Source organism: Rhizobium laguerreae (genome assembly GCF_002008165.1).
In the GTDB taxonomy this organism is placed as follows: domain Bacteria; phylum Pseudomonadota; class Alphaproteobacteria; order Rhizobiales; family Rhizobiaceae; genus Rhizobium; species Rhizobium laguerreae.
Window position 1 is genome coordinate 1,031,513 of the sequence record NZ_MRDM01000014.1, and the last position, 25,500, is coordinate 1,057,012.

General features: G+C 61.0%; 28 protein-coding genes and 1 pseudogene. 16 read left to right on the forward strand and 13 right to left on the reverse strand.

Features of this window, described 5'->3' with window-relative positions:
* Positions 1-22: 22 nt before the first annotated feature.
* Positions 23-724 (reverse strand): response regulator, encoded by a 702-nt coding sequence (locus BS630_RS20910; RefSeq protein WP_011652933.1) that lies wholly within the window; start codon positions 722-724, stop codon positions 23-25.
* Positions 725-1,216, reverse strand: coding sequence for a MarR family winged helix-turn-helix transcriptional regulator (locus BS630_RS20915; protein WP_017989072.1), 492 nt, complete (start codon positions 1,214-1,216; stop codon positions 725-727). It lies immediately after the preceding gene.
* A 220-nt stretch (positions 1,217-1,436) separates the two neighbouring features.
* On the opposite strand from BS630_RS20915, the pseudogene BS630_RS20920 reads away from it, so the two are divergent.
* Positions 1,437-1,720, forward strand: a pseudogene (locus tag BS630_RS20920) (aminotransferase class IV); the annotation flags it as partial.
* 130 nt (positions 1,721-1,850) lie between these two features.
* Here BS630_RS20920 and BS630_RS20925 read toward each other — a convergent pair.
* Positions 1,851-2,120, reverse strand: a complete 270-nt coding sequence (locus tag BS630_RS20925; RefSeq protein WP_077978891.1) for a hypothetical protein — start codon at positions 2,118-2,120, stop codon at positions 1,851-1,853.
* A 182-nt stretch (positions 2,121-2,302) separates the two neighbouring features.
* A complete protein-coding gene (locus BS630_RS20930; protein ID WP_077978892.1) occupies positions 2,303-2,920 on the reverse strand; it encodes a DUF1236 domain-containing protein in 618 nt (205 codons plus the stop codon).
* Positions 2,921-3,207: 287 nt separating this feature from the next.
* Between BS630_RS20930 and BS630_RS20935 the strand changes: the two genes are divergently transcribed.
* Positions 3,208-3,882, forward strand: coding sequence for an MBL fold metallo-hydrolase (locus BS630_RS20935; protein ID WP_077978893.1), 675 nt, complete (start codon positions 3,208-3,210; stop codon positions 3,880-3,882).
* Between the two features lie 30 nt (positions 3,883-3,912).
* On the opposite strand, the gene BS630_RS20940 is transcribed toward BS630_RS20935, so the two are convergent.
* The 4 genes from BS630_RS20940 to BS630_RS20955 all read right to left on the reverse strand — a co-directional run bounded on the left by BS630_RS20940 (position 3,913) and on the right by BS630_RS20955 (position 6,244).
* On the reverse strand, positions 3,913-4,254 hold the full coding sequence (locus tag BS630_RS20940) for a tRNA-binding protein (RefSeq protein WP_077978894.1): 342 nt from the start codon (positions 4,252-4,254) through the stop codon (positions 3,913-3,915).
* A gap of 10 nt (positions 4,255-4,264) precedes the next feature.
* A complete protein-coding gene (proC, locus tag BS630_RS20945; protein WP_077978895.1) occupies positions 4,265-5,092 on the reverse strand; it encodes a pyrroline-5-carboxylate reductase in 828 nt (275 codons plus the stop codon).
* A gap of 1 nt (position 5,093) precedes the next feature.
* Positions 5,094-5,594: a type III secretion system chaperone family protein gene (locus BS630_RS20950; protein ID WP_003541709.1), complete on the reverse strand. Its 501-nt coding sequence runs from the start codon at positions 5,592-5,594 to the stop codon at positions 5,094-5,096.
* A gap of 389 nt (positions 5,595-5,983) precedes the next feature.
* Entirely contained in the window at positions 5,984-6,244 is a 261-nt protein-coding gene (locus BS630_RS20955) for an accessory factor UbiK family protein (RefSeq protein ID WP_003541711.1), read from the reverse strand.
* Between the two features lie 201 nt (positions 6,245-6,445).
* Here BS630_RS20955 and lgt point away from each other — a divergent pair, with 201 nt between their 5' ends.
* The 6 genes from lgt to BS630_RS20985 all read left to right on the forward strand — a co-directional run bounded on the left by lgt (position 6,446) and on the right by BS630_RS20985 (position 12,427).
* Positions 6,446-7,294 carry a prolipoprotein diacylglyceryl transferase gene (gene lgt / locus BS630_RS20960; RefSeq protein ID WP_077978896.1) on the forward strand — a complete coding sequence of 283 codons (849 nt, stop codon included), beginning with the start codon at positions 6,446-6,448 and terminating at the stop codon, positions 7,292-7,294.
* An 18-nt stretch (positions 7,295-7,312) separates the two neighbouring features.
* Positions 7,313-8,413: a class I SAM-dependent methyltransferase gene (locus tag BS630_RS20965; RefSeq protein WP_077978897.1), complete on the forward strand. Its 1,101-nt coding sequence runs from the start codon at positions 7,313-7,315 to the stop codon at positions 8,411-8,413.
* A gap of 111 nt (positions 8,414-8,524) precedes the next feature.
* On the forward strand, positions 8,525-9,319 hold the full coding sequence (gene pgeF / locus BS630_RS20970) for a peptidoglycan editing factor PgeF (RefSeq protein ID WP_077978898.1): 795 nt from the start codon (positions 8,525-8,527) through the stop codon (positions 9,317-9,319).
* Between the two features lie 5 nt (positions 9,320-9,324).
* Positions 9,325-10,476: a M24 family metallopeptidase gene (locus tag BS630_RS20975; protein WP_017961468.1), complete on the forward strand. Its 1,152-nt coding sequence runs from the start codon at positions 9,325-9,327 to the stop codon at positions 10,474-10,476.
* A gap of 91 nt (positions 10,477-10,567) precedes the next feature.
* A complete protein-coding gene (locus BS630_RS20980; RefSeq protein WP_077978899.1) occupies positions 10,568-11,389 on the forward strand; it encodes a hypothetical protein in 822 nt (273 codons plus the stop codon).
* A 105-nt stretch (positions 11,390-11,494) separates the two neighbouring features.
* The gene (locus BS630_RS20985; protein ID WP_011652946.1) at positions 11,495-12,427 is read left to right on the forward strand and encodes a ribose-phosphate pyrophosphokinase; all 933 of its coding nucleotides are present in this window, start codon (positions 11,495-11,497) and stop codon (positions 12,425-12,427) included.
* Between the two features lie 217 nt (positions 12,428-12,644).
* On the opposite strand, the gene BS630_RS20990 is transcribed toward BS630_RS20985, so the two are convergent.
* Entirely contained in the window at positions 12,645-14,183 is a 1,539-nt protein-coding gene (locus BS630_RS20990; protein WP_077978900.1) for a hypothetical protein, read from the reverse strand.
* 349 nt (positions 14,184-14,532) lie between these two features.
* Between BS630_RS20990 and BS630_RS20995 the strand changes: the two genes are divergently transcribed.
* From BS630_RS20995 to BS630_RS21015, 5 genes are all read left to right on the forward strand, one after another.
* Positions 14,533-15,141 carry a 50S ribosomal protein L25/general stress protein Ctc gene (locus tag BS630_RS20995; protein WP_077978901.1) on the forward strand — a complete coding sequence of 203 codons (609 nt, stop codon included), beginning with the start codon at positions 14,533-14,535 and terminating at the stop codon, positions 15,139-15,141.
* A 185-nt stretch (positions 15,142-15,326) separates the two neighbouring features.
* The gene (locus BS630_RS21000; protein WP_077978902.1) at positions 15,327-17,678 is read left to right on the forward strand and encodes an EAL domain-containing protein; all 2,352 of its coding nucleotides are present in this window, start codon (positions 15,327-15,329) and stop codon (positions 17,676-17,678) included.
* A gap of 25 nt (positions 17,679-17,703) precedes the next feature.
* Entirely contained in the window at positions 17,704-18,417 is a 714-nt protein-coding gene (locus tag BS630_RS21005; protein ID WP_077978903.1) for a substrate-binding periplasmic protein, read from the forward strand.
* Between the two features lie 190 nt (positions 18,418-18,607).
* On the forward strand, positions 18,608-19,339 hold the full coding sequence (gene pth, locus BS630_RS21010; RefSeq protein ID WP_077978904.1) for an aminoacyl-tRNA hydrolase: 732 nt from the start codon (positions 18,608-18,610) through the stop codon (positions 19,337-19,339).
* A complete protein-coding gene (locus BS630_RS21015) occupies positions 19,336-19,797 on the forward strand; it encodes a GNAT family N-acetyltransferase (protein WP_077978905.1) in 462 nt (153 codons plus the stop codon). Before pth ends, BS630_RS21015 begins: the two co-directional genes overlap by 4 nt.
* 31 nt (positions 19,798-19,828) lie before the next feature.
* Here BS630_RS21015 and clpS read toward each other — a convergent pair whose 3' ends face one another.
* On the reverse strand, positions 19,829-20,140 hold the full coding sequence (gene clpS / locus BS630_RS21020; protein ID WP_026265368.1) for an ATP-dependent Clp protease adapter ClpS: 312 nt from the start codon (positions 20,138-20,140) through the stop codon (positions 19,829-19,831).
* Positions 20,141-20,482: 342 nt separating this feature from the next.
* Here clpS and ychF point away from each other — a divergent pair, with 342 nt between their 5' ends.
* The gene (gene ychF / locus BS630_RS21025) at positions 20,483-21,586 is read left to right on the forward strand and encodes a redox-regulated ATPase YchF (RefSeq protein WP_077978906.1); all 1,104 of its coding nucleotides are present in this window, start codon (positions 20,483-20,485) and stop codon (positions 21,584-21,586) included.
* Between the two features lie 72 nt (positions 21,587-21,658).
* Here ychF and BS630_RS21030 read toward each other — a convergent pair whose 3' ends face one another.
* Positions 21,659-22,774, reverse strand: coding sequence for a hypothetical protein (locus BS630_RS21030; protein WP_077978907.1), 1,116 nt, complete (start codon positions 22,772-22,774; stop codon positions 21,659-21,661).
* Positions 22,775-22,855: 81 nt separating this feature from the next.
* Here BS630_RS21030 and BS630_RS21035 point away from each other — a divergent pair, with 81 nt between their 5' ends.
* The gene (locus BS630_RS21035; RefSeq protein WP_077978908.1) at positions 22,856-23,347 is read left to right on the forward strand and encodes a MaoC family dehydratase; all 492 of its coding nucleotides are present in this window, start codon (positions 22,856-22,858) and stop codon (positions 23,345-23,347) included.
* A complete protein-coding gene (locus BS630_RS21040; RefSeq protein ID WP_077978909.1) occupies positions 23,344-23,811 on the forward strand; it encodes a MaoC family dehydratase in 468 nt (155 codons plus the stop codon). The genes BS630_RS21035 and BS630_RS21040 overlap by 4 nt, the downstream gene beginning before the upstream one ends.
* Before the next feature lie 127 nt (positions 23,812-23,938).
* Here BS630_RS21040 and BS630_RS21045 read toward each other — a convergent pair whose 3' ends face one another.
* Together BS630_RS21045 and BS630_RS21050 are read right to left on the reverse strand one after the other, a co-directional pair.
* On the reverse strand, positions 23,939-24,481 hold the full coding sequence (locus tag BS630_RS21045; RefSeq protein WP_077978910.1) for an adenine phosphoribosyltransferase: 543 nt from the start codon (positions 24,479-24,481) through the stop codon (positions 23,939-23,941).
* A 114-nt stretch (positions 24,482-24,595) separates the two neighbouring features.
* Positions 24,596-25,477 carry a cytochrome c1 gene (locus BS630_RS21050; protein ID WP_017961480.1) on the reverse strand — a complete coding sequence of 294 codons (882 nt, stop codon included), beginning with the start codon at positions 25,475-25,477 and terminating at the stop codon, positions 24,596-24,598.
* Between the last annotated feature and the right edge of the window lie 23 nt (positions 25,478-25,500).

Consider the following 25,500-nt stretch of genomic DNA (forward strand, 5'->3'; position numbering starts at 1 on the left):
GCGCCGGTCCCGAACCTTGAGTTTAGTCGATGCTCAGCCTGTATCCGATGCCGCGCACGGTCTGCAGCCAGACGGGATTGGCGGGATCGTCCTCGATCTTACGCCTCAGCCGGTTGATCTGCACGTCGATCGTCCGCTCGCCGACTTCGGTATCGTTGCCGATCAGCTCATGGCGGGGGATCGTGTCGCCGGCGCGCCGCGCAAAGAGCAGCATGATCTCCTGCTCGCGGTCGGTGAGCCGGATCACCTCGCTGGCTTTCTTCAGCTCTTTGCGGGTCAGCGAGAAAGTGTAGGGGCCGAACATCACCTGTTCGATCTTCGGTCCCTCGCCGCCGGCGTTGCGGCGCAGGATATTATTGATGCGCAGCACCAGTTCGCGCGGGTCGAAGGGCTTGGAAAGATAGTCGTCGGCGCCCGCCTCAAGGCCTTCGATGCGGTTGCCCGATTCTGCCAGCGCCGTCAGCATGATGATCGGGACGTTCTTGATGGCGCGAAGCCCGCGGGTAACCTCGATGCCGGATTCGCCGGGCATCATCACATCCATGATGATCAGGTCGAAGTCGAGACCCGCAAGCTTGCGCTGCGCCTCGGCGCCGTCGGCGGCGACGGTGACGCGGAAGCCGTTCTCGGCGAGATAACGATTGAGCAGCGCACGGATGCGGGAGTCGTCATCGACCACCAGCAAGTGCGCCGCATCATCGGAAATATCTGTCTTGACCGCCATTCAATCCGCCTTCTGTCTGTCCCGCATGCCGCTGAGGAAAGCTTTTACGCCCTCCCGCACCTCCGCAGAAGCCCCTTCGAATGCCCGCTCAATGCGGCGCGATTGCGGCTCGGCAAGGGCAAGCGCCAGCTCTCGTCCCGATTTCGTCGGATAGAGCTTGCGCTGCCGCCGGTCTTCAGGACCTGCCACCTGGCGAATATAGCCTGAGTCGATCAGCTGTTTCAGCACCCTTGCAAGGCTCTGCTTGGTGATCTTCAGCGTTTCGAGAAGATCGGCTACCGTCATGCCGGGATTGCGGTTGACGAAATGTACGACGCGGTGATGCGCCCGGCCGAAGCCGCTCTTTTCGAGGATAGCGTCAGGATCGGAAACGAAGTCGCGATAGGCGAAGAAGAACAGCTCGATGATCTCGAAATCGATGATATCAGTATCTTCCATCGGCGTGGCTAGCGGCTCCGGCTTGCCTGCTTTCGGGCCGGTCTGTCGTGACACTCGGCATTTCCTTTCTTTTCCGCGCGCTGCCGGAAGCTTTCGCGAAGATATGTCAGCCTTATTGACATAAATTTGCGTCGCTATCAGCTTCCACGAACTCTGCGGGAGCCCGCACGGCCTCTCATTTCCCTGGCATTTCCCCGGAAAACAAGGCCCGTCCGGCACTCCGACGCAATACGCGATTTCCCCTTGCGTCTGTGGATAAAACGTAATGGGGATAACAATCAACAGGCATGGGGCGTGAAGCGCCGGAGGAGTCTGGGGAGATGATGCTCGATTATCTCGGTCAGGTCACTGATGCGACCGGCGCCAACATCTTCTTCATCAAGGATGGCGTCATTCACACGCCGACCCCGGGTTGCTTTCTGAACGGTATCACCCGCCAGACGTCATCAACCCGGTTTCCGAAATCGGCCCGTATCGCTTCACGCCGTCGATGATCTCGAAACACGGATGAACGACCACATGAAGGAAGTCTATCCGGCGGCGGTCGCCGCCGAATAAGCCCCTCACGCAATCGGTCCGGCTACCGCATAATTCCTTAAATCGGAATCGATTTAAGGATGCAGCTACGGCGTCCTTTGCGGCTCTCGAAAAGACGTGCGGCGCTGTAGATACAGACCCGTCGGGCCTTTTATCTATGCGCCCGTGCCATGACCAGTCCGGCGAGCGTCGAGAGAATGCCGCCGCCGATCAAGCCGCCGATGCCGTCGGCGATCAGGCCGGTCATAGCCGCTTCCCCACCGACCATGCTGAGCAGCATACCGCCGGCAACGCCGCCGATCGCACCCGCGATCGTACGGGCGACGACATTGGTCGCCTGCTGCTTCAAAGCGGCGCTCGCGGCGTTGCCGCCGATTGCACCGGCAATCAACTGGGTGATGAGCGGAAGTAGCGCTTCCATGATTTCCTCCTCTGGCGATCTCCCCGACCGCCGATCCATGCCGAACCTTCGGCATATTAGTATATTATCATATTTCGGAGGAAAGCGTTAAGAAAAATCAACCGATGCGGGATTAAGGCAGGGAGAACCGCCCCGGAACGAGGCGGTCCGACGTCCGCCTCGCTTCGTTTCTGTCGATCACGTCACTGATAGACGTAGACGATCCGGCGTGTACCGGGATCGACCAGCACCGGCCGGTCGTTGATCCTGGTATAGCGATACTCGTAATCCGGGATCGACTGGAAGGTGACATCGGCAGGCACTTCCGCGCCGACGACGACGTCACCGCCGAGCTGCACCGTCTCACCCGGATTGGTCTCAATGTAGGTGCGGACTGTCTCCGGTGGGGTGATGGTCTCGACCGCACCGACGGGGCCGAGCAACTCGTCGCCCGGTGCCGGCTGCGGATCGGCCGGAACGACACTCGCGGTCGACTCGTAAGTCACGCTGGGAACGCCGATCTCGGCGCGGTGCTGTTCGACGATAACAGACGTGCCGCCATGATCGACCTGCAGATAATCAGCATAGACCCAGCCGCGCATGCCGTTGACGTCGACGCGGCACCAGCGGCTGCCTTCGATGCAGCCGTCGAGGACCGCGGTCGAGCCGCGGGTGGCAAGGCCGACCGAGGGATATTGCGGGCCCGGGCCGGCGCGAACGTTGAGATCATTGACCGTTGTCGCCATCATCTCCGCCTGCGCAAGACCGCCGCTCGCCAGGAGCGCGGCTCCAGCCAACAGAATGTTTCTCTTCAACGTCATGTGAGCGTCTCCTTGGTTTCGATGCGCTGACAACGCGCGGGGTTCCCCGATGTTCCCCGGCACTCCGCCCAGCGAAACGCCGCTTGTCGGAGATTTCATCCAAGTACCTTGAAGAATTAAACAAAATTCGATTTTTCCGCTCTACGGCAGTGGCGAAGAGAGGCATAAACTCTTGTTTCAGTCCGTCTTTTTGCCGTGAGGCAGGCCGCAATGGCGGAAGATTCCGGCTGTCCTTGCCGTGGTTTCGGACTATACCCGAAGCAATAGAGACACGAAGCGAGGCACATATGGGCATGCTCCAGGCCGGCATCATTCCGGTGACACCCTTCCAGCAGAACTGCACGATCTTCTTCGATCCCGATACCAAGGAAGGCGTCGTCGTCGATCCCGGCGGCGACGTGCCGCTCATCCTGCAGGCGATCGCCCAGAACGGCCTGACCATCAATGAAATCTGGCTGACACACGGCCATCTCGACCATGCGGGCGGCGCCAGTGAATTGAAGGAGGCCCTCGGCGTCGACGTGGTCGGCCCGCAGCAGGACGATCTGCCGCTGCTGCAACGGATCGAAACCCAGGCTGAAAAATACGGCATATCAGGATTGCGCGACGTCGTGCCCGACCGCTGGCTGAAGGACGGCGACAAGATCTCTTTCGGCGCCCATGAATTCGAAGTCTATCACACGCCCGGCCATGCCCCCGGCCACGTCATCTATTTCAACCGTGCGCAGAATTTCGCCCATCTCGGCGACGTGCTTTTCAACGGCTCGATCGGCCGCACCGACCTGCCGGGCGGCAATCATCAGCAGCTTCTCGATTCGATCCGCGACAAGGTATTGCCGCTCGGCGACGACGTCGGCTTCATCTGCGGCCACGGCCCCGGCAGCCGCATCGGCGACGAGCGGCGAAGCAATCCATTCCTGCAGGAGATCAAACCTCGTGGAGGATCCGATCCTGCCACGTGAAGCCCGGAACAAATAGCTGTAAGCTCGCGCTCACATCATTCTTCTGCCGTTCGGCACCGGCTGTTCGACCGCAGCAAGCACGATCGCGCCGTTCTCATCCTCGAATCCCAGCGTCAGCACTTCCGAGCGGAACGGCCCGATCTGGCGCGGCGGGAAGTTGACGACGCCGAGCACCTGCCGGCCGATCAGGCTTTCCGTCGTATAATGCACGGTGATCTGCGCTGAGGACTTTTTGATGCCGATGTCAGGACCAAAATCGATCAGGAGTTTGAACGCCGGCTTGCGCGCCTCCGGAAAGGGGCCGGCTTCGATGATCGTGCCGACGCGGATATCGACACGCTCGAAATCGGCGTAGGTGATCTCTTCTGCCATATGGTCTCCGTCAGCCAGCCAGTTCCTCGGCTCGCTTGCGCGCCGCCGCAAGGGCTGCGTCGAACAAGGGCTGCATGCCGTCTTCGGCCATCAGCACGGCGAGCGCCGCCGCCGTCGTGCCGCCGGGAGAGGTCACATTTTCCCGCAGCCGCGAAGCGTCGTCGGGGGACTGGTGCATGAGTTCACCAGCCCCCGCGACTGTTTCCCGCGCAAGACGCATGGCGAGGTCCGCCTGCAGGCCGAGTTTACGGCCTGCCTCCGCCATACATTCGACGAGATAGAATACATAAGCCGGACCGCTGCCCGAAAGCGCCGTCACGGCATCGATATCGGCTTCCGCCGGCACCCATTCGACCGGCCCCGAGACGTGCAGAAGGGCATGGACGCGTTCGCGCTGCGGATCGCTGACCCCTGAATTCGCAAAAGCACCGGTGACGCCGCGCCCGACCATGGCTGGCGTGTTCGGCATGGCCCGCACCATGGCGGCCTTGCCGAGATGTTTCTCGAGGAAACCGAGCGTCTTGCCGGCCGCGACCGAGACGACGACCGTGTCCGGCCCGATGGCACTCTTCACCGCCGGCAGCACCGTCTCCATCACCTGCGGCTTGACTGCCAGAAACAGCACGCTTGCCTTCAAATCCGTAGGAAGCGCAGTCAGATGGGTCGCGCCAGCCTCGCTGATCGTCGAAAGCATCGCCGGCGACGGGCCCGGATCGACAACGATGACGGCCGAGCCCGGAACGCCGCTTTTCAGCCAGCCGGAGAGCATCGCCCCGCCCATGTTTCCGGCACCGATCAGAACGACGGGATGTGTCGAGGAGAAAGCCTTCGTCGGCATCTTATGCCTCGCCGACCGTTTCAAACAGCACGGCTTCCATCGCCTTCGTCGCTTCCATGCCGGACCAGACGACGAACTGGAATGCCTGGAAATAGGCCTCGCAGGTGTCAAGCGCGCTGGAAAGCAGCACCTCCACCTGGCGATTGGTAGGCTCCGCACCGCCGGCAAGCAGCAGCGATTGGCGGAAAATGACGACATCTTCCTGGCGCCAGAGGTCGAAATGACCCATCAGCACCTGCCCGTTGATCGCCGAGAGCAGCTTGACCACCTCGTTGACCCTGATGTCGGGAACTTTGATATCGAAGGCGCAGCCAAGGTGCAGCGCCTCGAATTCCTCCATCCAGGAGAAGGAGACGTGGTAGTCCGTCCAGCGGCCCTCGACCGTCATCGCGATCTCGTCCTCGCCGGACCGTTCGAACGACCAGTCGTTGTTGGAGGCAACGTACTCGATCATATCGACCGGGTTCGACTGACGCTCGACTTCCAATTCCATCAGGTTCATGCAGCACCTTCTTGACCGGAACGAATGCGACCTAACTTGGTGTACGAACACAAGAAAGACACACGCAAAATACCGGAACCACCACTCGGATGATCGTTGAACCGCTGCCAGACTTAACGCAGATAACCTGCCCGGAGCTTACCACGTCGCTTCGAATCATCATTTAAAATCAGTGTATAGCGCCCCTGGTCCCCTGCCAGCCCCCCGAACCGAAAATAGGACCGACCACTGTGGAAAGGCTCTTCGAAATTCAATTCAGAAGGGAGAATAAGCGACTCTGCGAATTGGCTTTTTTGGCAGTGTCCACAGGTGGAAAACTCACCTGGTTTTTTTAAGGAAGATGCGGCGTGTGGCATGAAGGCAACGCCGCATCTGTGTCGTATCGGGACTTAAGCGCCCTCGCCGGCAAGCTTCGCCTCGAGTGCTGCGATGCGGGCGGCAAGCGCCTCGTTCTCGTCGCGTGCCTTGATCGCCATCTCGCGCACGGCCTCGAACTCCTCGCGCTTGACGATGTCCATGCTGTTCAGCCAACGCTCGGCTTGGGCGTTGAAGGCGGTTTCGATCTCCTTGCGGACGCCTTGGGCGGCACCGGCCGCATCGGTCATCAGCTTGGCGAATTCGTCCATGATGCGGTTCGTTCCGGTCGTCATGGCGTTTTTCTCCCTTCGCATGAGGTGAATTCAGCCCTTCAGGGCCTCGAGGATTGAGGTAGGGCTTCGCCATCGACGATGCAAGCGTTTTACACGGGATAAGCTTGCCGGAACCGGCCGGGAACGGGCCATCACGAACAATGGACTTGACCGTCCGGGATCGCAGCGGCATGTTCCGCGCAACTCAACAGGTGGAAAACCTTGCCGACAGCAGCCAATCTCCTTGCCATCATGCCTTTCCCGGATATCGATCCGATCGCCTTTTCGATCGGCCCGCTGGCGATTCATTGGTACGGTCTCGCCTATGTCGCCGGCATCCTGCTCGGCTGGGCCTATGCGCGTCGCATCGCCGCCAATGACAGTCTCTGGCCCGGCAACGTCTCGCCGATATCAAAGACGCAGCTCGATGATTTCATCGTCTGGGCAGCGCTTGGCGTCGTCCTCGGCGGTCGTCTCGGCTATATTTTCTTCTATGATCTCCCCGCCGTCCTGCGCACTCCCGTCCGTGCGCTCGAGATCTGGAACGGCGGCATGTCCTTCCATGGCGGTCTGACCGGCACGACGATCGCCATGATCCTCTTTGCCCGCCGTAACGCCATCCCGGTCTGGAGCCTGTTCGACATTGTCGCCGCCGTCGTTCCCTTCGGTCTGTTCTTCGGCCGCATCGCCAATTTCATCAATGGCGAGCTGTGGGGCCGGTTGACCGACGTGCCCTGGGCCGTTGTCTTCCCGACCGGCGGTCCCTTCGCCCGCCATCCGAGCCAGCTTTACGAAGCCGGTCTCGAAGGCATCGTTCTGCTCCTGGTGCTGGCCGCCTTCGTCTATGGCATGCGCGCGCTGAAAAGCCCCGGCTTCATTACAGGCGTCTTCGTCTGCGGTTATGCGCTGTCGCGCATCTTCGTCGAATTCTTCCGCGAGCCTGATGCCCAGCTCGGTTACCTGCTCGGCACGAACTGGCTGACCATGGGCATGGTGCTCTCCTTCCCGATGATCCTGCTTGGCCTCTGGGCGATGCTGCGGGCCCGCCGCCAGGCTGCGCTGCAGCTCTGAAACGGCAGGACGCGCGACATGACCACCGCTCTAGGCGAAAAGATCAAGGCGATTATCCAGGCCAACGGCCCGATCAGCGTCACCGATTATTTCTCGCTCTGCCTCGCAGACCCCGAACACGGCTATTACCGCACCCGCGAGCCCTTCGGCCGTTCCGGTGATTTCGTCACCGCGCCCGAAGTCAGCCAGATCTTCGGCGAGATGATCGGCGTCTTCATCGTCCATGCGTGGCAGCGCCATGGCACACCGACAGACGTCCGCCTCGTCGAGATCGGCCCCGGCCGCGGCACCATGATGGCCGACATGCTGCGCGTCATTTCCCGCATCGCTCCACCGCTTTTCGACGCGATGACCGTGCATCTCGTCGAAACCAGCGAGCGCCTGCGCGACGTTCAGAGCCAGACGCTCGAACCCCACGGCGACAAGATCACCTGGCACGATGGCTTCGACGAAGTACCGCCCGGCTTCACGCTGATTGCCGCCAACGAACTCTTCGACGCCATCCCGATCCGCCAGTTCGTCCGCATGCCAACGGGGTTCCGTGAGCGCATGGTCGGTATCGACGCCGATGGCGAGCTGACTTTCGCCGCCGGCGTCGCCGGCCTCGATCCCACCTTGCTGCCCGAACCGGTGCAGAACGTGCCGGTCGGCACGCTCTTCGAGATCTCGCCTGCTCGCCAGGCGGTGATGATGGCGATCTGCGAGCGGCTGCGCGCCTTCGGCGGCACGGCGCTTACGATCGACTACGGCCATCTCGTCACCGGTTTCGGAGATACGCTGCAGGCCGTGCGCATGCATGAATTCGACCCGCCGCTCGCCCATCCCGGCGAAGCCGATCTGACGAGCCATGTCGACTTCCAGCAGCTCGCCGAAACGGCACTTGCGGCCGGCCTCCATCTGAACGGCGCCCTGCATCAGGGTGATTTCCTGACCGGCCTCGGCATCATCGAGCGCGCAACCGCGCTCGGCCGCGATCGCGAACCGCAAACCCAGCAGGTCATCCAGGCGGCGGTCGAAAGGCTCGCCGGCGCCGGTGAAGGCCGGATGGGCGAACTGTTCAAGGTGATGGCGGTCTCCTATCCCCCCCTCGATCTCATGCCCTTTCGTCCGGTGGATTGACAGGGCGCACGCGGCTGGTTCAACATCGGCCCGAAACAAGAACTTAAAGCGCGCCGCATATGCGATGCGCTTGGAATAATAACAAACCCCTCGAAAACCCCGGAATCACAGATGCAGGACGCGGCCTCTCCCGCACCGATCGAAAGCGCGCTGCTGAACGAAGCGACGGGCGCCACGATCCGGCACGGATATTTCACTCGGGCCGGCGGCGTTTCGGAGGGGCTGTATCGTGGCCTTAACGTCGGCCTCGGCTCCAGCGACGAACGCGACAAGGTCCTGGAAAACCGCCGTCGCGTCGCCGCCTGGTTCGGCTTGCCGGTCGAGCGGCTGGCAACCACGCATCAGGTCCATTCCGCCGATGTCGTGACGATCGGCGCCGATTACGACGGCGCCCGCCCCGACGCGGATGCGATGGTGACCCGCACCCCTGGCATTGCGCTTGGCGTGCTCGCCGCCGATTGCGGACCCATCCTGTTTGCCGACCCCGACAATCGCGTCATCGGCGCCGCCCATGCCGGCTGGAAGGGCGCGCTGACGGGCGTGCTCGAAAATACCATCGCCGCCATGGAGGCGCTCGGTGCGGACCGCGCTCGCATCGTCGCTTGCCTCGGCCCCTCGATCAGCCAGGCGAGCTATGAGGTCGGCCCTGAGTTCGTCGAGCGTTTCGTCGCCGAAAACCCGGAGGACGAGCGCTATTTCGTGCCTTCCGCAACGCCCGGCCACGCTATGTTCGACCTGCCGGCGCTGACCGTCGACCGGCTGACGAAAGCCGGCGTGCGTGCCGAAAGCCTCGGCCTCTGCACCTATGTGGACAACGAGCGCTTCTTTTCCTACCGCAGGACGACACATCGCAAGGAGCCGGATTACGGCCGCCAGATTTCCGCGATATCAATTAGGGAGACTTGAGCAGAATGGCACTGCACTTCGAAAAGGCCGAATTCGCAAGCCGGCTTGCGCGCCTCACCGAGAAGATGAAGGAAGAAAAGCTCGACGCCTTGCTGCTCTTCGCCCAGGAAAGCATGTATTGGCTGACGGGCTACGACACCTTCGGCTACTGCTTCTTCCAGACGCTGGTCGTCAAGAGCGACGGCACCATGGCGCTGATCACCCGCTCAGCCGATCTTCGCCAGGCCAGGCATACCTCGATCCTCGAGGACATCCATATCTGGGTCGACCGGGTCAATGCCGACCCGACGCTCGACCTGAAGAACCTGCTGGTCGAGATGGACCTGCTCGGCGCCCGCATCGGCATCGAATATGATACGCACGGCATGACCGGCCGCGTCGCCCGGCTGCTCGACGCGCAATTGACCACCTTCGGCCAGATCGTCGACGCCTCCTACCTCGTCAGCCGCCTGCGCCTGATCAAGAGCCCGACGGAGGTCGCCTATGTCGAGCGTGCCGCCGTTCTCGCCGACGATGCGCTCGATGCCGCGATCCGGCTGACAAAACCCGGCGCCGACGAGGCCGATATCCTCGCCGCCATGCAGGGCGCGATCTTTTCCGGCGGCGGCGACTACCCCGCCAACGAGTTCATCATCGGCTCCGGCGCCGACGCCCTGCTTTGCCGCTACAAGGCCGGCCGCCGCAAGCTCGACGCCAACGACCAACTGACGCTCGAATGGGCCGGCGCCTATGCGCATTACCATGCCGCCATGATGCGCACGATCGTCATCGGCGAGCCGACGCATCGCCACCGCGAGCTTTACAACGCCTGCCGCGAAACAATCGAAGCGATCGAGACCGTGCTCAAGCCCGGCCAGACCTTCGGCGATGTCTTCGACATGCATGCCAGGATCATCGACGAGCGCGGCCTGGCCCGCCACCGGCTGAATGCCTGTGGTTATTCGCTCGGCGCCCGCTTCTCGCCCTCCTGGATGGAGCATCAGATGTTCCATGTCGGCAATCCGCAGCCGATCGAGCCGAACATGTCGCTCTTCGTGCACATGATCATCGCCGATTCCGATACGGGCACGGCGATGACGCTCGGCCAGACCTATCTGACGACTGCGGATGCGCCGCGCGCGCTATCCCGCCATCCGCTCGATTTCATCGGGCTCTGACCGGTGAGAATCCGGAATTGACAGACGACCGTCCCCACCCGCATAAATTCGGGTGGGGCTGATTGCGATTGCGGGAAGGACGGACCAAGGGATGACGCGAGCTGCGATTGTGCCCACGCTCCTGTTCGTCATGGCTCTACTGACAGCCTGCAACACGACCGATGCGCTGACGCCGCAGGTCGACATCGGCAATTCCTCCGGGGGCGCCCCGTCGAGCCCGGTGACGCAGAGCGAGGCCGAGCGCTTGGCAGGCACCCGCCAGCCGAGTTTCTCGGGAAGCTCGCAGCAGGGCGGCTACCATCCAGCCTATGATCAGTCGCAGCGGGCCTATCGACCCGGCACCGGCGCGGCGCCGACGACGATGCAGGAACAGGCAGACGCCCTGTCGAGAAGCGGCTCCTCACCGGCCGCCTCTGCCCCGATCGACAGACAATCGCTGCCCCCGCCGGCGGCCAGTGGTGAGCTTGCCGCACAGCCGGCTCCGCCGGCCGAGGCGCAACAGCCGCAGCAGAGCGCCGCCCTCCCCCCCAGTTCCTCCTCCGCCCGCGGCAATACCGTGCGCTTCCTACCGATCATCGGCGCGCCGGTGCAGGCCGTGACACCGCTCTCGCGCCAGCTCGGTGCCGAAGCGCGCGCGCACGGCCTTTCCATCAAGAGTTCGAACGACGCGAGCAGCGACTACATCCTCAAGGGCTACCTCTCCGCCTTCAGCGACGACGGCAAGGTCACCGTGGTCTATGTCTGGGACATTCTCGACAGCGGCGGGGGCCGCCTGCACCGCATCCAGGGACAAGAAAGCGTGCCGACGGCCGCGGCCGATCCATGGGCGGGCGTTCCGGCCTCGGTGATGCAGCAGATCGCCTCGAAAACCATCGCAGAATTCTCTTCCTGGCGGCAGGCTCAGGGCGGTTAGTCACAAACTTTTTGCAAATATGGAAGCCTGTGGCGCCTTTGCCCTTGCATTCACGGGGAAGCTGACTAAAAAGCGCGGCTATCAGCGCGTAACAGGCGGACCAAAATGAAGGTTTTCGCGGGCAATTCGAACCGGCAACTCGCCGAAGCGATCTGCAACTATCTCAATGTTCCCTTGGGGAAAGCCAGTGTTCGAAGGTTTGCCGATCAGGAAATCTTCGTGGAAATCCAGGAAAATGTGCGCGGCGAGGACGTTTTCCTCGTGCAGCCGACCGCTTTTCCCGCAAACGACCACCTGATGGAACTGCTGATCATGATCGACGCCATGCGTCGTTCGTCAGCCCGCCGCATCACCGCCGTCCTTCCCTATTTCGGCTATGCGCGTCAGGACCGCCGCGCCTCCGGCCGCACGCCGATCTCCGCCAAGCTGGTCGCGAACCTCATTACAGAAGCCGGCGCCGACCGTGTCATGACGCTCGATCTCCATGCCGGGCAGATCCAGGGCTTCTTCGATATTCCGACCGACAATCTCTTCGCCATGCCCGTGCTGACGCGCGACATCAAGAGCCATTATGACCTCAGCAACGTCGTGGTCGTCTCGCCTGACGTCGGTGGTGTGGTTCGCGCCCGCGCGCTTGCCAAGCGGCTGGACTGTCTTCTGGCCATCGTCGACAAGCGTCGCGAGCGGCCGGGTGAATCCGAAGTCATGAACATCATCGGCGACATCACCGGCAAGGACTGCCTGCTGATCGACGACATCGTTGATTCCGGCGGCACGCTCTGCAACGCGGCCGACGCGATGCTGGCCAAGGGCGCATCCAGCGTCACCGCCTATATCACCCACGGCGTTCTCTCGGGCGGCGCAGTCACCCGCGTCACTTCCTCGAAGCTTCGCGAGCTCGTCATCACGGATTCGATCCAGCCGACCACGGCGGTTCTCTCGGCGCACAATATCCGCATCGTGACCACGGCCCCTCTGATCGGCGAAGCCATCAGCCGAACAGCTCAGGAAGAGTCCGTCTCCAGCCTCTTCGATTAAAAAGAGCCGGCATTCGATCGGCTCTTTCAATTTCTACATCAGGTGGACCAAGCTATTACAGCTCTTCGGACCGCATGAATTGCTGACCGTTGATTGTCGCAGAGCCGCGTTCGTGACAGCCGTCCCGATCGTTGGTCTCGGCGAAGCTTGCGACGTAAGACGCAAAAAGCCGGCACAAGGCCGGCTTCTTTCACTTCTGATTCCCCATTGATAACGCTCAAGGCTGCTGCGGTGGCGCAGGTGCCGCATCCTGCCCCTGATCCGGTTCCTGCTCAGTCTGCAGCCCCTGATCCTGATCCAGACCATCCGGCCCCTTGATCTGCTGGCCGTTGACGGCGACTGCACCATCCCGGCTGACACTGATGTCCCAGCGCGAGCGGCCATCTGCATCGGTCTTGGCGAAACCTTTCACCATCATGATGCCGAAGGAGACCTGGTTGAGATCAGGATCCGTCTTGGCAAGCTCCTGAACCGCGGCAATCGTTTTGTCGAGATCGCGGGCAAGGATCGTCGCCTCCATCGAATAGTCCTTCTCGGTGTCGATCCGCCCCTCGATCTTGCCCGTCATGTCGAGGTCGTAGACCTCAGACTTGGCACTGACCTTCGGAAACTCCACCATAAGCAGGCCGTCGCGGAAGAGTTTCTTCGCCATCTCCTCGCCGGTCTTCTCGGGTGCCTTGTCATTGAAATCCACCGCCATGAGGGCGTCGCCGAAGCTTGCGAAATCCAGGTTCGGAACAGCGAGCTGAAAATCGAAATTGGTCGGCATGAATGGCGCATAATTTGCCGGCATTAGCGGCGTGTCGAGGCTGATCTCCTGGGCGTTCATGCCGAAGCCGAAACGCATGGCGTCGCTCGGCCCTTCGATGGCGAGGTTGTAGCCGAATGCCTTGGCACCGCCCTTGCCCATCTCGTTTATGACGGCCAGGTCGTTGATCCCGATCGTCTCGCTGAACGAGGTCAGAAGCGGAAAAGCTTCCTTCACTATTGCCTTTATCTTGTCGGTATTTTCCGCGCTCAATTCCTTCTCATCGAGATGCTCGAGCGCGAAGAAGACCATCTCGCGAATCTGCTTCGCCGGCAGGCCGTTCACCTTGGCATCGACATTGATTGAGCCGGCACGAAGTTCGATGGGCGGCATTTGCAGACTGGAAACCTGCTCGACAAAACCAGACATCGAGGCGCTGCCGACAAAATCGATACGTCCGTTGCCGCCTGAACTGTCCGTCGAACTCAGCTTGTGGTCCATGCTGGCGATTCTGGCGCTGACTTCTGCAATCTCAGACTTGCTGGCGACCTTGACGTCCTTGATCGCGAAGGTGCCTGAGCGCAGATAGCTGATTGCTGGGTCGAAAACACCGCTGTAGACGATCGAAGCGATGGAATAGGTGAAATTCGTTGTTTTCTGATCCGGGTCTTTAAAATGGCCAGAGACGTTGAGCTTGTTGTCACCCTCGATATTCCAGAGCCCGCTGTCGAGGGGCGTGGCGAACGTCGAGAACGGCGTCAGCCCACTGATCGCGAATTTCGCCGGATCGACCTTGGTCAGCAGCTTCGCCAGATCATAGATGATCTCGTAGCGCGTGCCGGCCGGATTGACGCTGATGAAGCCGCTCTTTGCCATATCCTCGGGAAGCAGCTTCGTCAGAGTGTCCTTGACCGCATTGGCGCCGTCCTGGTTGATCTCGGCGCTCTGGGCCGTGGTGACAAGGCAAAGTGCCAGCAAGCTCGTTGCCGTGACAAGTTTGAGACGCATAGTACGATTTCTCCTCAGCCGCTTTTTGAATGCGGCATCCAAAAAGGGGAAGCGCGCCGATGTCAACCTCGACCGGAGCGGGAATTGCTGAATCTTGTTGCTTGCGGAGCCGTGAGATAGAAGCGCCTCGATTCCGACTGCGCTTTCGGCTTGCCGGAGCGCTTGTATAGCCGGAAAACGGCCTGAATCCGCAACTTGCGTTTCCGATCGACTTATAATATAGGCCACCGGTCCGTGTAGACACCCTTGGAGGCAACGCGGATGAGGTCGGGTCATACCGCCTCCGGTTCGTCGGAACAAGGCTTTTGCCCGCCGCCGAACTCTCCAAATAACCTCGAAAGGAATAGCCATGAGCCAGGAAACTTACGAGCTCAAGGCCGAGGCGCGCGAACGGGTTGGTAAGGGGTCCGCCCGTGAACTTCGCCGCAACGGTTTGATTCCCGCTGTCATCTATGGTGACAAGCAGGCCCCCATTTCCATCGCTCTCAACACCAATGAGGTGACGAAGCGCATTCACGCCGGTAGTTTCATGACCACCGTGGCGACGATCGACGTCGACGGCAAGAAGCACAAGGTTCTGCCGAAGGACTACCAGCTCGATCCGGTCCGTGACTTCACCATGCATGTCGATTTCCTGCGCGTCTCCGGCAACACCCAGGTGACCGTCGAAATCCCCGTTCACTTCATCAACGAAGAGAAATCCCCGGGCCTCAAAGTCGGCGGCGTTCTGAACATCGTTCGCCATGAAGTCGAAGTTCATTGCCCGGCCGATGCGATCCCTGAGTTCTTCAACATTGACCTCAGCGGCAAGAAGATCGGCGACAGCATCCATATCGCGGAAGTCACCTTGCCGAAGGGCGTCACCCCGGTCATCGACCGCGACTTCACGATCGCGACGATTATCGCTCCGGCTGCCGGCATCGACGAGAGCGCCGCGGAAGGCGAAGCCGAAGCCTGATCGCTTCGACCAATTTGTAAAGCATATGGCCCGCTTTCCCCTGGAAAGCGGGCTTTTCATTGCCCGGAAACGCCCCCGTTTCAGCAACATTTAACAAATTCGTGAAAGCATGCTCCGTCAGCTGCGAAGAAGCCTGCCTCAACGCGCGACAGCAAATACGGCCGGCCCGGGGAGTAGACGGAACCATGAACAATTCCGTTGAGAACAGATTTTTTGCGATAGTTTGCGGAGCGCTGCTTGTTTTTGTCGCTCCCCTCTTTGTTCTCTTCCTTTTTCTTTCCTCGGAACGGGCCGACAAGGAAATACGCGACCATATCTCCGTTCTTCTTGTCGCCAATGCCCAGGCGCTGGCCAAACCCTTATGGGATCTTGATGAGGACAGCGTCACCCAGATCAGCGCGACGGTCGTTTCCCAGGGCGCCATCGTCAAGGTCGAAGTGCGTGACCAGTCGGGCCAGCTCGACGTCAGCCAATCCACCATTCCGCGCTCCTTCGACGGCAAGCTGGTGCAGGTGTCGCGCGCCATCATCTATAACACCATCGACGGTCCGAAGAATCTCGGTAGCATCAGCGTCTATTATCCTGCGCTCGGCCTGTTTTCCGGCCTGAAGCAGGAAGAGGTCGTCTTCATCTCGATCTTCATCTTCGCGGTGCTGACCGTTTTCGGCACAGCGCTGATCGGCAACCGCTTCTTCGTCATCCAGCCGCTGATGCGGCTGACGGCGGCAATCGAGGCCACCCGCCAGTTGGGCTCCCGCCATCATGTCGACTGGCAGTCGAACGACGAGATGGGACGGCTCGCCCATAGCTTCAACGAGATGCAGACCAAGCTCGAAAGCGAGGAAAAGGAGCTGAAGCTCGCCCACCGCCGCGCCACCGATATCTACAATCTGACCCCCGCCATGCTCTTCTCGCTCGATGAGGAAGACCGCATCACCGCCGTCAGCGATTATTGGCTGCTCGCCACAGGTTATAACCGCGCCGCCGTCATCGGCCGCAACTTCGCCAATCTCGTCACTCCCGCGACCCGCGACAAATTCGTCAAGCGCCGCCAAGCCGAAAGCGGCATGACCGTCACCGTCAAGTTCGTTTGCCTGGATGGCCGCACCATGGACGTCCTCATCATGGAATCGGAGGCGGGAGCTGGCGCTCAGGACCGCCTCTCGCTATCGGTCATGACCGATGTGACCGAACTCAAGGCCTCCGAGGACCGCAACCACCGCCAGGCAATCACCGATCACCTGACCGGGCTTCTCAACCGCCAGGGCTTCGAAGCCGTCCTCGACAACAAGATCGCCGCCGCCGATGCCGCCGGCCAGGAACTCGCCTGTCTCTTCGTCGATCTCGACCGTTTCAAGTGGATCAACGACAATATGGGCCATGCCGCCGGTGACACGGCGCTGGTCGAGCTCGTCGAGCGCCTGAAGATCCATCTTGCCCCCTCCGACGAGGCGGCCCGTCTCGGCGGCGACGAATTTGCCATCCTGCTGCCGGCCAAGGACGCCGAAACCCGCGCCAAGGTGATGTGCGAGCAGATCGCCTCGATCTTCGAAACGCCATTCGCCCCCGACATGCATCTGAGCGCTTCCGTCGGCATCGCCATCTATCCGCATCATGCTGCAACCGCGGCCGAGCTGCTGCAAAAATCCGACATGGCGATGTATGCCAAGAAACGCGACGGCAAGAACGGCGCGCAGCTCTTCGACAATGCCATGCTCGACCGTGCCCGCAGCCGGGCCGAAATCGAGGCCAATATCGAAGCCGGCCTCATCGACAACTGGTTCGAAGCCTTCCTGCAACCGATCGTCACCCTGAACGGCCGCGGCATATCAGGTTTCGAGGCGCTGATGCGCCTCAACCATCCGCAGAAAGGCTTGATGCCTCCGGCCGAGATCATCAGCGTCGCCGAGGAAACGGCAAAGATCGTCCGCGTCGGCAACGTCATCATGGAAAAGGCGGTCGCCAACCTCGCCAAGATTTCCCGCATACCAGGCATGCAGGATACCTATCTCGCCATCAACTTCTCGCCGTTGCAGTTCGAGCCGGCGCTGCCGGCCCGTCTTGCCGCCATCGTCGGTCGCCACGGCATCCGTCCCGAGCGCATCGTCGTCGAGATCACCGAAGCCGTGCTGATGCACGACAACCCACAGATCCGCTTGATCGTCACGGAACTTCGTCGCTTCGGCTGCCGCATCGCGCTTGACGATTTCGGCACGGGCTATTCGTCGCTGAGCTACCTCAACCGCTTCCCTGTCGACATCATCAAGATCGACCAGTCCTTCACCCGCGCGATCAACGACGGCGACGACGACGTGCGCCAGAAGAGCCGCATGCTGATCGAGGGCATCACCACACTTTCCCACAAGATGAACTGCACCGTCATTGCCGAGGGTATCGAGACCGAAGAGGAATGCCGCACGCTCCATCAGATGGGGCTTGACTATGGCCAGGGCTATCTCTTCCATCGTCCGCAGCACGCCACCACGCTGATCGAGGAACTGACGGCCTCGCAATCGGCCATCGCACGCGCCTCGTGAACGAAGAACCAAGGAGATGATACGGATGAAAAAGCTCCTGCTTCTCGCATGCCTGGCGCTGCCCTGCACCGCCCATGCGCAAACGGTGACGTTCACGACCGAGGACTATGCACCCTTCAACTATCGCGAAGGCAAGGAGATCAAGGGCGCCACCGTCGAGCAGGTCGAAAAGGTGATGGCCGCGATCGGCGTCGACTACACGATCGAGGTCATGCCCTGGGCGCGCGCCTATGGCCTTGCTCGCACGGCGCCGATGACCTGCGTCTTCGCGACTGCCCACAACAGCACGCGCGATCCATTGTTCAAATGGGTCGAACCGCTGCTCATCGACCGCAATATCCTGATCACGCGAAAGGGCTCGGGCGTCACCGCCGGCAATCTGGACGAAGCGAAGAAATATACGATCGGTACCCAGCGCGAGGATTACACCGAGACGATCCTGAAGGAGAAGGGCTTCACCAAGCTCGATGTCGCCAGCGACTTCAATGCGACGCTGCGCAAACTGCTTGGCGGGCGCATCGACATGATGCCGATCTCCGAACTCTATTTCGAAAAACTGAAGGCCGACCAGCCGGTGGAATTGGTGACCGTGCTCTCCGCCCAGCCAATGGGCATCGCCTGTGAGAAGAACTTTCCGGACGATCTGCTCGCCAGCATGCAGGCTGCTCTCGACAAGCTGATCGCCGATGGCGACCAGAAGCAGATCTTCCTGAAATACGGCATGAACCTGTCGGAATGACTCCGGAGACAGCTGCCCTTTCCGCTTGACTTTGCTTTCATTTCGCGGTGGTGAACGGCGGGAAGTTCTAAAGCGCGTCGCGATCTTTCAGATTTGCTCCTCGCGCTTTAGGTCTTTGTTTTTACGCATGTGATTGTCGCAAAACCGCTGCACACTTTGCGCGACATGCTTTAGCGAGGAAAGACAGGCCATGCTGATCATCGCGGGTCTCGGCAATCCCGGCAGCAAATACGCCGGCAACCGCCACAATATCGGCTTCATGGCCGTCGACGCCATCCATCGGCGCCACGGCTTTTCGCCCTGGTCGAAGAAGTTCAGGGCCGAGATCGCCGAGGGCGAGGTCGGCGGCGAGAAAGTGCTGCTGATGAAGCCGCAGACCTTCATGAACCTTTCCGGCGAGTCCGTCGGCGAAGCGATGCGTTTCTACAAGCTCCAGCCGGCCGATCTCGTGGCCATTTACGACGAACTCGACCTTCCCCAGGGCAAGGCGCGGCTGAAGACCGGCGGCGGCCACAACGGCCACAACGGCATCAGGTCGCTCGACGCCCATTGCGGCAGGGAATACCGGCGGCTACGCCTCGGTATCGGCCATCCCGGCATCAAGGAAATGGTGCAGAACCATGTGCTCGGCGATTTCGCCAAGGCCGACAAGGCCTGGCTGGAGCCGCTTCTCGACACGCTCGCCGACAATGCCGACATGCTGGTGCGAAACGAAGATTCGCAGCTGATGAACAAGATCGCGCTGGCGCTCGGCGGAAAGGCCGAGGAGGAGAAACCGGCGAAAGAAAAGAAGGATGTCGAGAAGAAGCCGGCCGGCCAGTCGCATATCCGTCAGGCCCGCAACCACAATCAGCCGAAGTTGCCGGCCACCGGCCCGATGGCCGACATGCTGAAAAAGATGTTCGGCAAAAAGGGCGATTGAGACCGATGCCGGATCAAGACGTCATCATCCGCCCGGCTGCCCGCGGCGATCTCGCCGGTCTCATGACGCTTTACCGTCACCTGAGCCCCACCGATCCGGTTCTTGACGAGGCCATTGCCGAAGAACGCTTTTCCGCCATCCTGGCCCAGCCAGGCATGACCGTCTTCATCGGTTTTGCGGGTGAGGTCGCCGTCGCCACCGTCACAAGCGTCGTCGTGCCGAACCTGACACGAAACGGCGCGCCCTATGCGCTCATCGAAAACGTCGTCACCCATGCCGATCATCGCAAGCGCGGTTATGCCCGCACCGTCATCGGCCACGCGGTCGCCGAGGCCTGGAACGACGGATGCTACAAGGTGATGCTGCTTACCGGCTCCAAGAATCCGGCAACGTTGCGCTTCTATGAGAATTGCGGTTTCGTGCAGGTAAAGACCGGCTATCAGATCCGCCGGCCCTGACTCCTTATTCGAGGCGGCCCTCGGAAAGCGCCTATTCCTCCGGTTCGGTGGTGAACATCAGCGGAAAGCCCATGCCCTTGGCAAGGTCGATGCCTTCCTTGGCCTTGGTCTCGGCGATGTCCCTGACGCAGACCACGACCACGCAGGAACCGAGCTTGTGCGCCGTCATCATCACCCGATAGCCGGTCTCCTCGCTCATGCGGAAGACGGCCTTCAGGATCATGATCACCAGTTCGCGCGGCGTATAATCGTCATTGACGAGAATGACCTTGTAGAGCTTCGGCTTGTCCAGCTTGAGCTTCACTTTGGTCTTCGGTTTCAGGGCAATGTCATTGTCACTCATCGGAAAAACCCACCCGTTGATGACATGGGGTCAGGAATCTTCAAAACCATCTAATCATTGTCGATGACGAGTTTTTGACAGTTAGCCGGTGGAGCCCCCGACCTCAAACGGGCAAGGGCTTGTCGCCGGCTTCGACACCGAGAAGGCCAACTGCGTCTATACGAGCCGCGACCGGCATTCTGGTGAAATCCGCAATACGTCGAAATCTCCGTCGCTTTCAAGAATAGGCCAGCACCGATCCATCGGCAAGTGAGCGACACTAAAAGCTCTCTAAGACTTGACCATATTGCTCCTTTATCCCATAGGCACCAGCAAGGAATTCAAGAACAGCAGGTTTTAGCCATGGGCTTCAAATGCGGTATCGTCGGGCTGCCGAATGTCGGCAAATCGACCCTCTTCAACGCCCTCACCAAGACGGCGGCGGCACAGGCGGCGAACTACCCCTTCTGCACCATCGAGCCGAACACCGGCGAAGTCGCCGTTCCCGATCCGCGCATGCGCAAGCTTGCCGACATCGCCAAATCGAAGGAACTGATCCCGACCCGCATCTCCTTCGTCGATATCGCCGGCCTGGTGCGCGGCGCCTCGAAGGGTGAAGGCCTCGGCAACCAGTTCCTCGCCAATATCCGCGAGGTCGATGCCATCGTCCATGTACTCCGCTGCTTCGAAGACAGCGACATCACTCATGTCGAGGGCCGCATCAACCCGGTCGCCGATGCCGAGACGATCGAGACCGAGCTGATGCTTGCCGACCTCGAAAGCCTGGAGCGCCGCACCGAGCAGACACGCAAGCGCGCCACCGGCAAGGACAAGGATTCGGTGGCGATGCTGCCGATCATGGAAGCCTCGCTGAAGCTGCTCAACGAAGGCAAGCCGGTGCGCGCGCTGCTGTCGACGCTCGATGCGGAAGAAATCGTCATCCTCAAGAGCCTCAACCTTCTGACCTCGCATCCGGTGCTCTACGTCTGCAACGTCGCCGAAGGCGATGCCTCGACCGGCAATGAATTCACCGAAACCGTTGCCGTCATGGCGAAGGAACAGGGTGCCGAAACCGTCGTCATCTCGGCGGCGATCGAGTCTGAGGTCGCCCAGCTTCCTGAGGAGGAAGCCAAGGAATTCCTCTCCGCCCTCGACCTTGACGAGGCAGGCCTCGACCGGCTGATCCGCGCCGGCTACAAGCTGCTCCACCTCATTACCTATTTTACCGTCGGCCCGAAGGAAACGCGCGCCTGGACGATCGAACGCGGCACCAAGGCGCCACAGGCCGCCGGCGTCATCCATTCGGATTTCGAGCGCGGCTTCATCCGCGCCAACACCATCGCCTATGAGGACTACATCAAATACAACGGCGAAGTCGGCGCCAAGGATGCCGGCAAGGCGCGCGACGAAGGCAAGGAATACGTCGTCCAGGACGGCGACGTCATCCACTTCCGCTTCAACACCTGAACGGAAATTGCCGCTATCCCGATCAATTCATTTCGCCCAAATCGCTCAGCGGTTTGGGCGAAATCGTAAGATTTACGGGGTTGCTCCTAAGACGGCCGGCGGCAGTCTTTGCGAAATGGCGGCAGGCAGCGCCCGCAGCACAATGCGGCGCAGCGGCATCCAGCCGGTACCGATGATGAGCACGATCGCTCCGACGACGATCAGCGTCGTGAAGATATAGGTGTCAACCGTCGCACTCCCCTGCCGGAAAATGCCGTAGATCGCAAAACCGAGCGACAGCAGGCCTGACGTGACGAAGGCGCGCCGATCGATGACAAGGCCGATCAGTATCAACACCACCACGCTGATAACGATGATCGGCGTCTTGATCGACACCGCCTGGGCAACATCGAGCAAATTGCCGTCGAACGACATCAGCAGCCTTATGCTGAAGAGCAGAGCCGGTGCCGCGCCGAGGTGAAGCCAGAAGGCGATATCGGAGCGTGTCGTCCGGCGCAACCGGTCGCCGAGGTCGAAATAGAGCGCCGTTGCAAACAGCCCGATCGCGCAAACGAGGAAGACCACCGCCAGCAGCAGGGGATGGGTTGCAAAGAATTGCGGATCGCCGCTCGCCCATTGCATGAGGCGCAATAGCAGGGTGAGCACCAGCGCAAGGGCCGAGGTGATGCAGAGCGCCAGCGACAGCGGCACGCGGTACCGGGCATAATAGAGGCCGAGAATGATCGGGAAGCCGGCGACGAACTGCGTCGCCTCCGCCCCGATATCATTGAAGACTGATGTTCCCGGCTTGAAGAAGAAGGACATCAGCAGGAATGTCCAGCAGAGCAGCGCAATCGTCAGGCTGACGGCCGGCAAAGCGAGCCGCTGGCGGCGCACCAGGATTTCCGAAAGCACGATGATCGCAGGCAGCACGGCATAAAGTGCGGCAAGCCCCCAGAGGCCGCCGAGCGCCACCACGACGCCAATGGTGATCAGCACGTCGTGGAAGCCGCGCACGAAGCGCGGCGTCTCGGTATCCGACCAGGAGGCCTGCCCCTCCGCTTCCATTGCCGGCTGTGCCTCAGCGACCCCACCCTCGATGACGGCGACCCCGCGCTCTGTCAGGAACGGCAGAAGACGCCCGCCCGCCTCCGGCGAAATCAGCTCCTGGCGCACGGCCTCGTCGAGTATCGACCTTAGTTCAGTCATGCCGGTTTATCTCCCCGGAATCATTGAGCCCGCGCGGATGCTATTGTAAGCATTGTGCGCTGCATATGGCGGGAGGAGCGAATGTCGGCAGAAAAGCTTTCCTTCGAGGATTTCCAGCCCGGCCGCCGCTTCGCGCTTGGCCCGAAGCCGGTGACCACCGAGGAAATCATTGAGTTCGCAAGCGAATTCGACCCGCAACCGATGCATCTCGATGAGGCTGCCGGCCGCGCCAGCATTCTCGGCGGCCTTGCCGCCTCCGGCTGGCATACCTCTTCGATGTTCATGCGCATGATGGCCGACAGTTATGTGCTGCATTCGCTCTGCGAGGGTGCGCCCGGCGTCGATCTGATGGAATGGCGAAAGCCGGTGCTTGCCGGCGACACGCTGTCCGGCCACTCGATCGTGCTTGAAGCCCGGCCGATGCGATCGCGCCCCGGCATCGGCATCGTCAAGTTTCGCCACGAGGTGGAAAACCAGCGCGGCGAACTCGTCTGCGTCTCGGAGAATTCGGTCATGTTCGGCATGCGCGCCCGGCCAGCCGATATCGGCATAAACCCGGAGACATCAGCATGAGGATGTCCGAGCTTTACGCGGTTGGCGAGAAGGCCGAGATCGGCAGCTATACTTTTACCGAGGAAAACGTCATACGTTTCGCGACACGCTTTGACCCACAGCGTTTCCACGTCGATAAGGAAGTCGCCAAGGACACCCTCTTCGGCGGTCTCTGCGCCTCGGGCTGGCACACCACCGCCGCCTGGATGCGAACCTTCCTTGCCTTTTGGGAAAGACAGAGCGCCGCACTCGCGCAAAACGGCCTGGCGTCGCCGAACCTCGGCCCCTCACCCGGTTTCCAGAAACTGCAATGGCTGCGGCCGGTCTTCGCAGGCGACGTCGTGACCTATTCCGTCGCCTTCCTCTCCAGCCGAGCGCTCGCGTCGCGGCCGGGATGGCACCTCAACACCATCCTCTGCGAGGGCGTCAATCAAAACGGAGATGCCGTCATCCGCTTCGAAAGCAGCGTGCTCGAATTCGACTGACGCCGCAGGCAGGAGGACTGGAGCAATTCCAGGAAAAGTGCGAAGCGGTTTTCCGTCCGGAATTGCGTAAAAAGCAAAAGCCTAGAGCGGTCCTGCACTTCCGTTAAAGGCTGAACCGCTCTAGGGCTCAGTGGCCGGAGAATTCGACCAGCGTATGCACGACGACGCCGAGCTCTTCCAGCTTCCTGCGGCCGCCAAGATCCGGCAGGTCGATGACGAAACAGGCGCCGACCACTTCCGCACCGATCTGGCGTAATAGCTTCGTCGCGCCGACCGCGGTACCGCCGGTGGCGATCAGGTCGTCGACCAGGATCACCTTCTCGCCGGGCTGGACAGCATCGCGATGCATCTCCATCTCGTCGACGCCATATTCCAGGCTGTAGGCGAGGCGCACGGTCTCGTGCGGCAGCTTGCCCTTCTTGCGGATCGGTACGAAGCCTGAGGAAAGCTGGTGCGCCACCGCGCCGCCGAGGATGAAGCCCCGCGCCTCCATGCCGGCGATCTTGTCGATCTTCGTGCCGGCATAGGGCTGCACGAGTTCGTCGACCGTCCGGCGGAAAGCCCGAGGGTTGCCGAGCAACGTTGTAATGTCGCGGAAGATTATGCCGGGCTTGGGATAGTCAGGAATGGAGCGGATGCTGGCTGCGAGCTCCGAAGTCGTATTGTTCATGGAAAATCCATATCTGCGAACGCATGAAACTGGCCGCACCCTAGCAATTGCCAGGGGCGGAACCAACAAAAAAGGCGGCCCGTAGGCCGCCTTTCGAAATCCGGCGGGAACCGCTCAATGTTCCTTATTAGCGTAGATCGAGCGCTTCGTCAGGTAGATCAGCACCGTGAAGATCGCCAGGAAGATCATGACCATGAAGCCCGTGCGCTTGCGCTCCTCGAGATGCGGCTCCGCTGCCCACATCAGGAAGGCGGTGACGTCCTTCGAATACTGGTCGACTGTCGCCGGCGCACCGTCGTCATAGGTCACCTGGCCGTCAGAGAGCGGCTTTGGCATGGCAAGGACGGCGGCAGCATTGAAGTAAGGGTTATAATGCCCCCCCTGCGGCACCTGGAAACCGGCCGGCGGCTCTTCATAGCCGGTCAGCAGTGCGTGGATATAGTCCGGGCCGCTTTCCTGATATTGCGTGAAAATGTCGAAAACGAACTGCGGAAAGCCGCGCTCGACTGAGCGGGCCTTGGCAATCAGCGAAAAATCGGGCGGAGCCGCGCCATTGTTGGAAGCAGCCGCGGCTTCAGCATTGGGGAAAGGCGACGGGAAATAATCGGAAGGAACCGCCTTGCGGGTAAACATCTCGCCGCTGGCGTCGGGACCATCCTGGACCTCGTAGTTCGCGGCGAAGGCCTTCACCTGCGCCTCGGAATAGCCGAGCTCGTGGAGCGTGCGGAAAGGCACGAGCTTCATCGAATGACAGGCTGCACAGACTTCCGTGTAGACCTTGAGGCCGCGCTGGAGCTGGCCCTTGTCGTAATGGCCGAACGGACCGGCGAAAGACCATTCCTCCTCCTTCGGATGCTTCAGCGGATAATGCGGCGTCTCACCTTCCGCGTGATGGGCCGGAGCCGCACCGTTGGCGGGCGCCTCCTCGGCCAGAGCCGCGCCGCTGAGACCGGCAACGACAGCGAGCGAGAGAATGCTTGCAACAAGCGTTTTCATGTTTCTGTTCCCTTCCGTCGCGC

What these genes read in the sequence shown, in the direction of transcription:
- BS630_RS20910 (WP_011652933.1), bottom strand. Translation starts at nt 724, where the DNA reads ATGGCGGTCAAGACAGATATTTCCGATGATGCGGCGCACTTGCTGGTG.
- BS630_RS20925 (WP_077978891.1), bottom strand. Translation starts at nt 2,120, where the DNA reads ATGGAAGCGCTACTTCCGCTCATCACCCAGTTGATTGCCGGTGCAATC.
- BS630_RS20930 (WP_077978892.1), bottom strand. Translation starts at nt 2,920, where the DNA reads ATGACGTTGAAGAGAAACATTCTGTTGGCTGGAGCCGCGCTCCTGGCG.
- BS630_RS20935 (WP_077978893.1), top strand. Translation starts at nt 3,208, where the DNA reads ATGGGCATGCTCCAGGCCGGCATCATTCCGGTGACACCCTTCCAGCAG.
- BS630_RS20940 (WP_077978894.1), bottom strand. Translation starts at nt 4,254, where the DNA reads ATGGCAGAAGAGATCACCTACGCCGATTTCGAGCGTGTCGATATCCGC.
- proC (WP_077978895.1), bottom strand. Translation starts at nt 5,092, where the DNA reads ATGCCGACGAAGGCTTTCTCCTCGACACATCCCGTCGTTCTGATCGGT.
- BS630_RS20950 (WP_003541709.1), bottom strand. Translation starts at nt 5,594, where the DNA reads ATGAACCTGATGGAATTGGAAGTCGAGCGTCAGTCGAACCCGGTCGAT.
- BS630_RS20955 (WP_003541711.1), bottom strand. Translation starts at nt 6,244, where the DNA reads ATGACGACCGGAACGAACCGCATCATGGACGAATTCGCCAAGCTGATG.
- BS630_RS20965 (WP_077978897.1), top strand. Translation starts at nt 7,313, where the DNA reads ATGACCACCGCTCTAGGCGAAAAGATCAAGGCGATTATCCAGGCCAAC.
- pgeF (WP_077978898.1), top strand. Translation starts at nt 8,525, where the DNA reads ATGCAGGACGCGGCCTCTCCCGCACCGATCGAAAGCGCGCTGCTGAAC.
- BS630_RS20975 (WP_017961468.1), top strand. Translation starts at nt 9,325, where the DNA reads ATGGCACTGCACTTCGAAAAGGCCGAATTCGCAAGCCGGCTTGCGCGC.
- BS630_RS20980 (WP_077978899.1), top strand. Translation starts at nt 10,568, where the DNA reads ATGACGCGAGCTGCGATTGTGCCCACGCTCCTGTTCGTCATGGCTCTA.
- BS630_RS20985 (WP_011652946.1), top strand. Translation starts at nt 11,495, where the DNA reads ATGAAGGTTTTCGCGGGCAATTCGAACCGGCAACTCGCCGAAGCGATC.
- BS630_RS20990 (WP_077978900.1), bottom strand. Translation starts at nt 14,183, where the DNA reads ATGCGTCTCAAACTTGTCACGGCAACGAGCTTGCTGGCACTTTGCCTT.
- BS630_RS20995 (WP_077978901.1), top strand. Translation starts at nt 14,533, where the DNA reads ATGAGCCAGGAAACTTACGAGCTCAAGGCCGAGGCGCGCGAACGGGTT.
- BS630_RS21000 (WP_077978902.1), top strand. Translation starts at nt 15,327, where the DNA reads ATGAACAATTCCGTTGAGAACAGATTTTTTGCGATAGTTTGCGGAGCG.
- BS630_RS21005 (WP_077978903.1), top strand. Translation starts at nt 17,704, where the DNA reads ATGAAAAAGCTCCTGCTTCTCGCATGCCTGGCGCTGCCCTGCACCGCC.
- pth (WP_077978904.1), top strand. Translation starts at nt 18,608, where the DNA reads ATGCTGATCATCGCGGGTCTCGGCAATCCCGGCAGCAAATACGCCGGC.
- clpS (WP_026265368.1), bottom strand. Translation starts at nt 20,140, where the DNA reads ATGAGTGACAATGACATTGCCCTGAAACCGAAGACCAAAGTGAAGCTC.
- ychF (WP_077978906.1), top strand. Translation starts at nt 20,483, where the DNA reads ATGGGCTTCAAATGCGGTATCGTCGGGCTGCCGAATGTCGGCAAATCG.
- BS630_RS21030 (WP_077978907.1), bottom strand. Translation starts at nt 22,774, where the DNA reads ATGACTGAACTAAGGTCGATACTCGACGAGGCCGTGCGCCAGGAGCTG.
- BS630_RS21035 (WP_077978908.1), top strand. Translation starts at nt 22,856, where the DNA reads ATGTCGGCAGAAAAGCTTTCCTTCGAGGATTTCCAGCCCGGCCGCCGC.
- BS630_RS21040 (WP_077978909.1), top strand. Translation starts at nt 23,344, where the DNA reads ATGAGGATGTCCGAGCTTTACGCGGTTGGCGAGAAGGCCGAGATCGGC.
- BS630_RS21045 (WP_077978910.1), bottom strand. Translation starts at nt 24,481, where the DNA reads ATGAACAATACGACTTCGGAGCTCGCAGCCAGCATCCGCTCCATTCCT.
- BS630_RS21050 (WP_017961480.1), bottom strand. Translation starts at nt 25,477, where the DNA reads ATGAAAACGCTTGTTGCAAGCATTCTCTCGCTCGCTGTCGTTGCCGGT.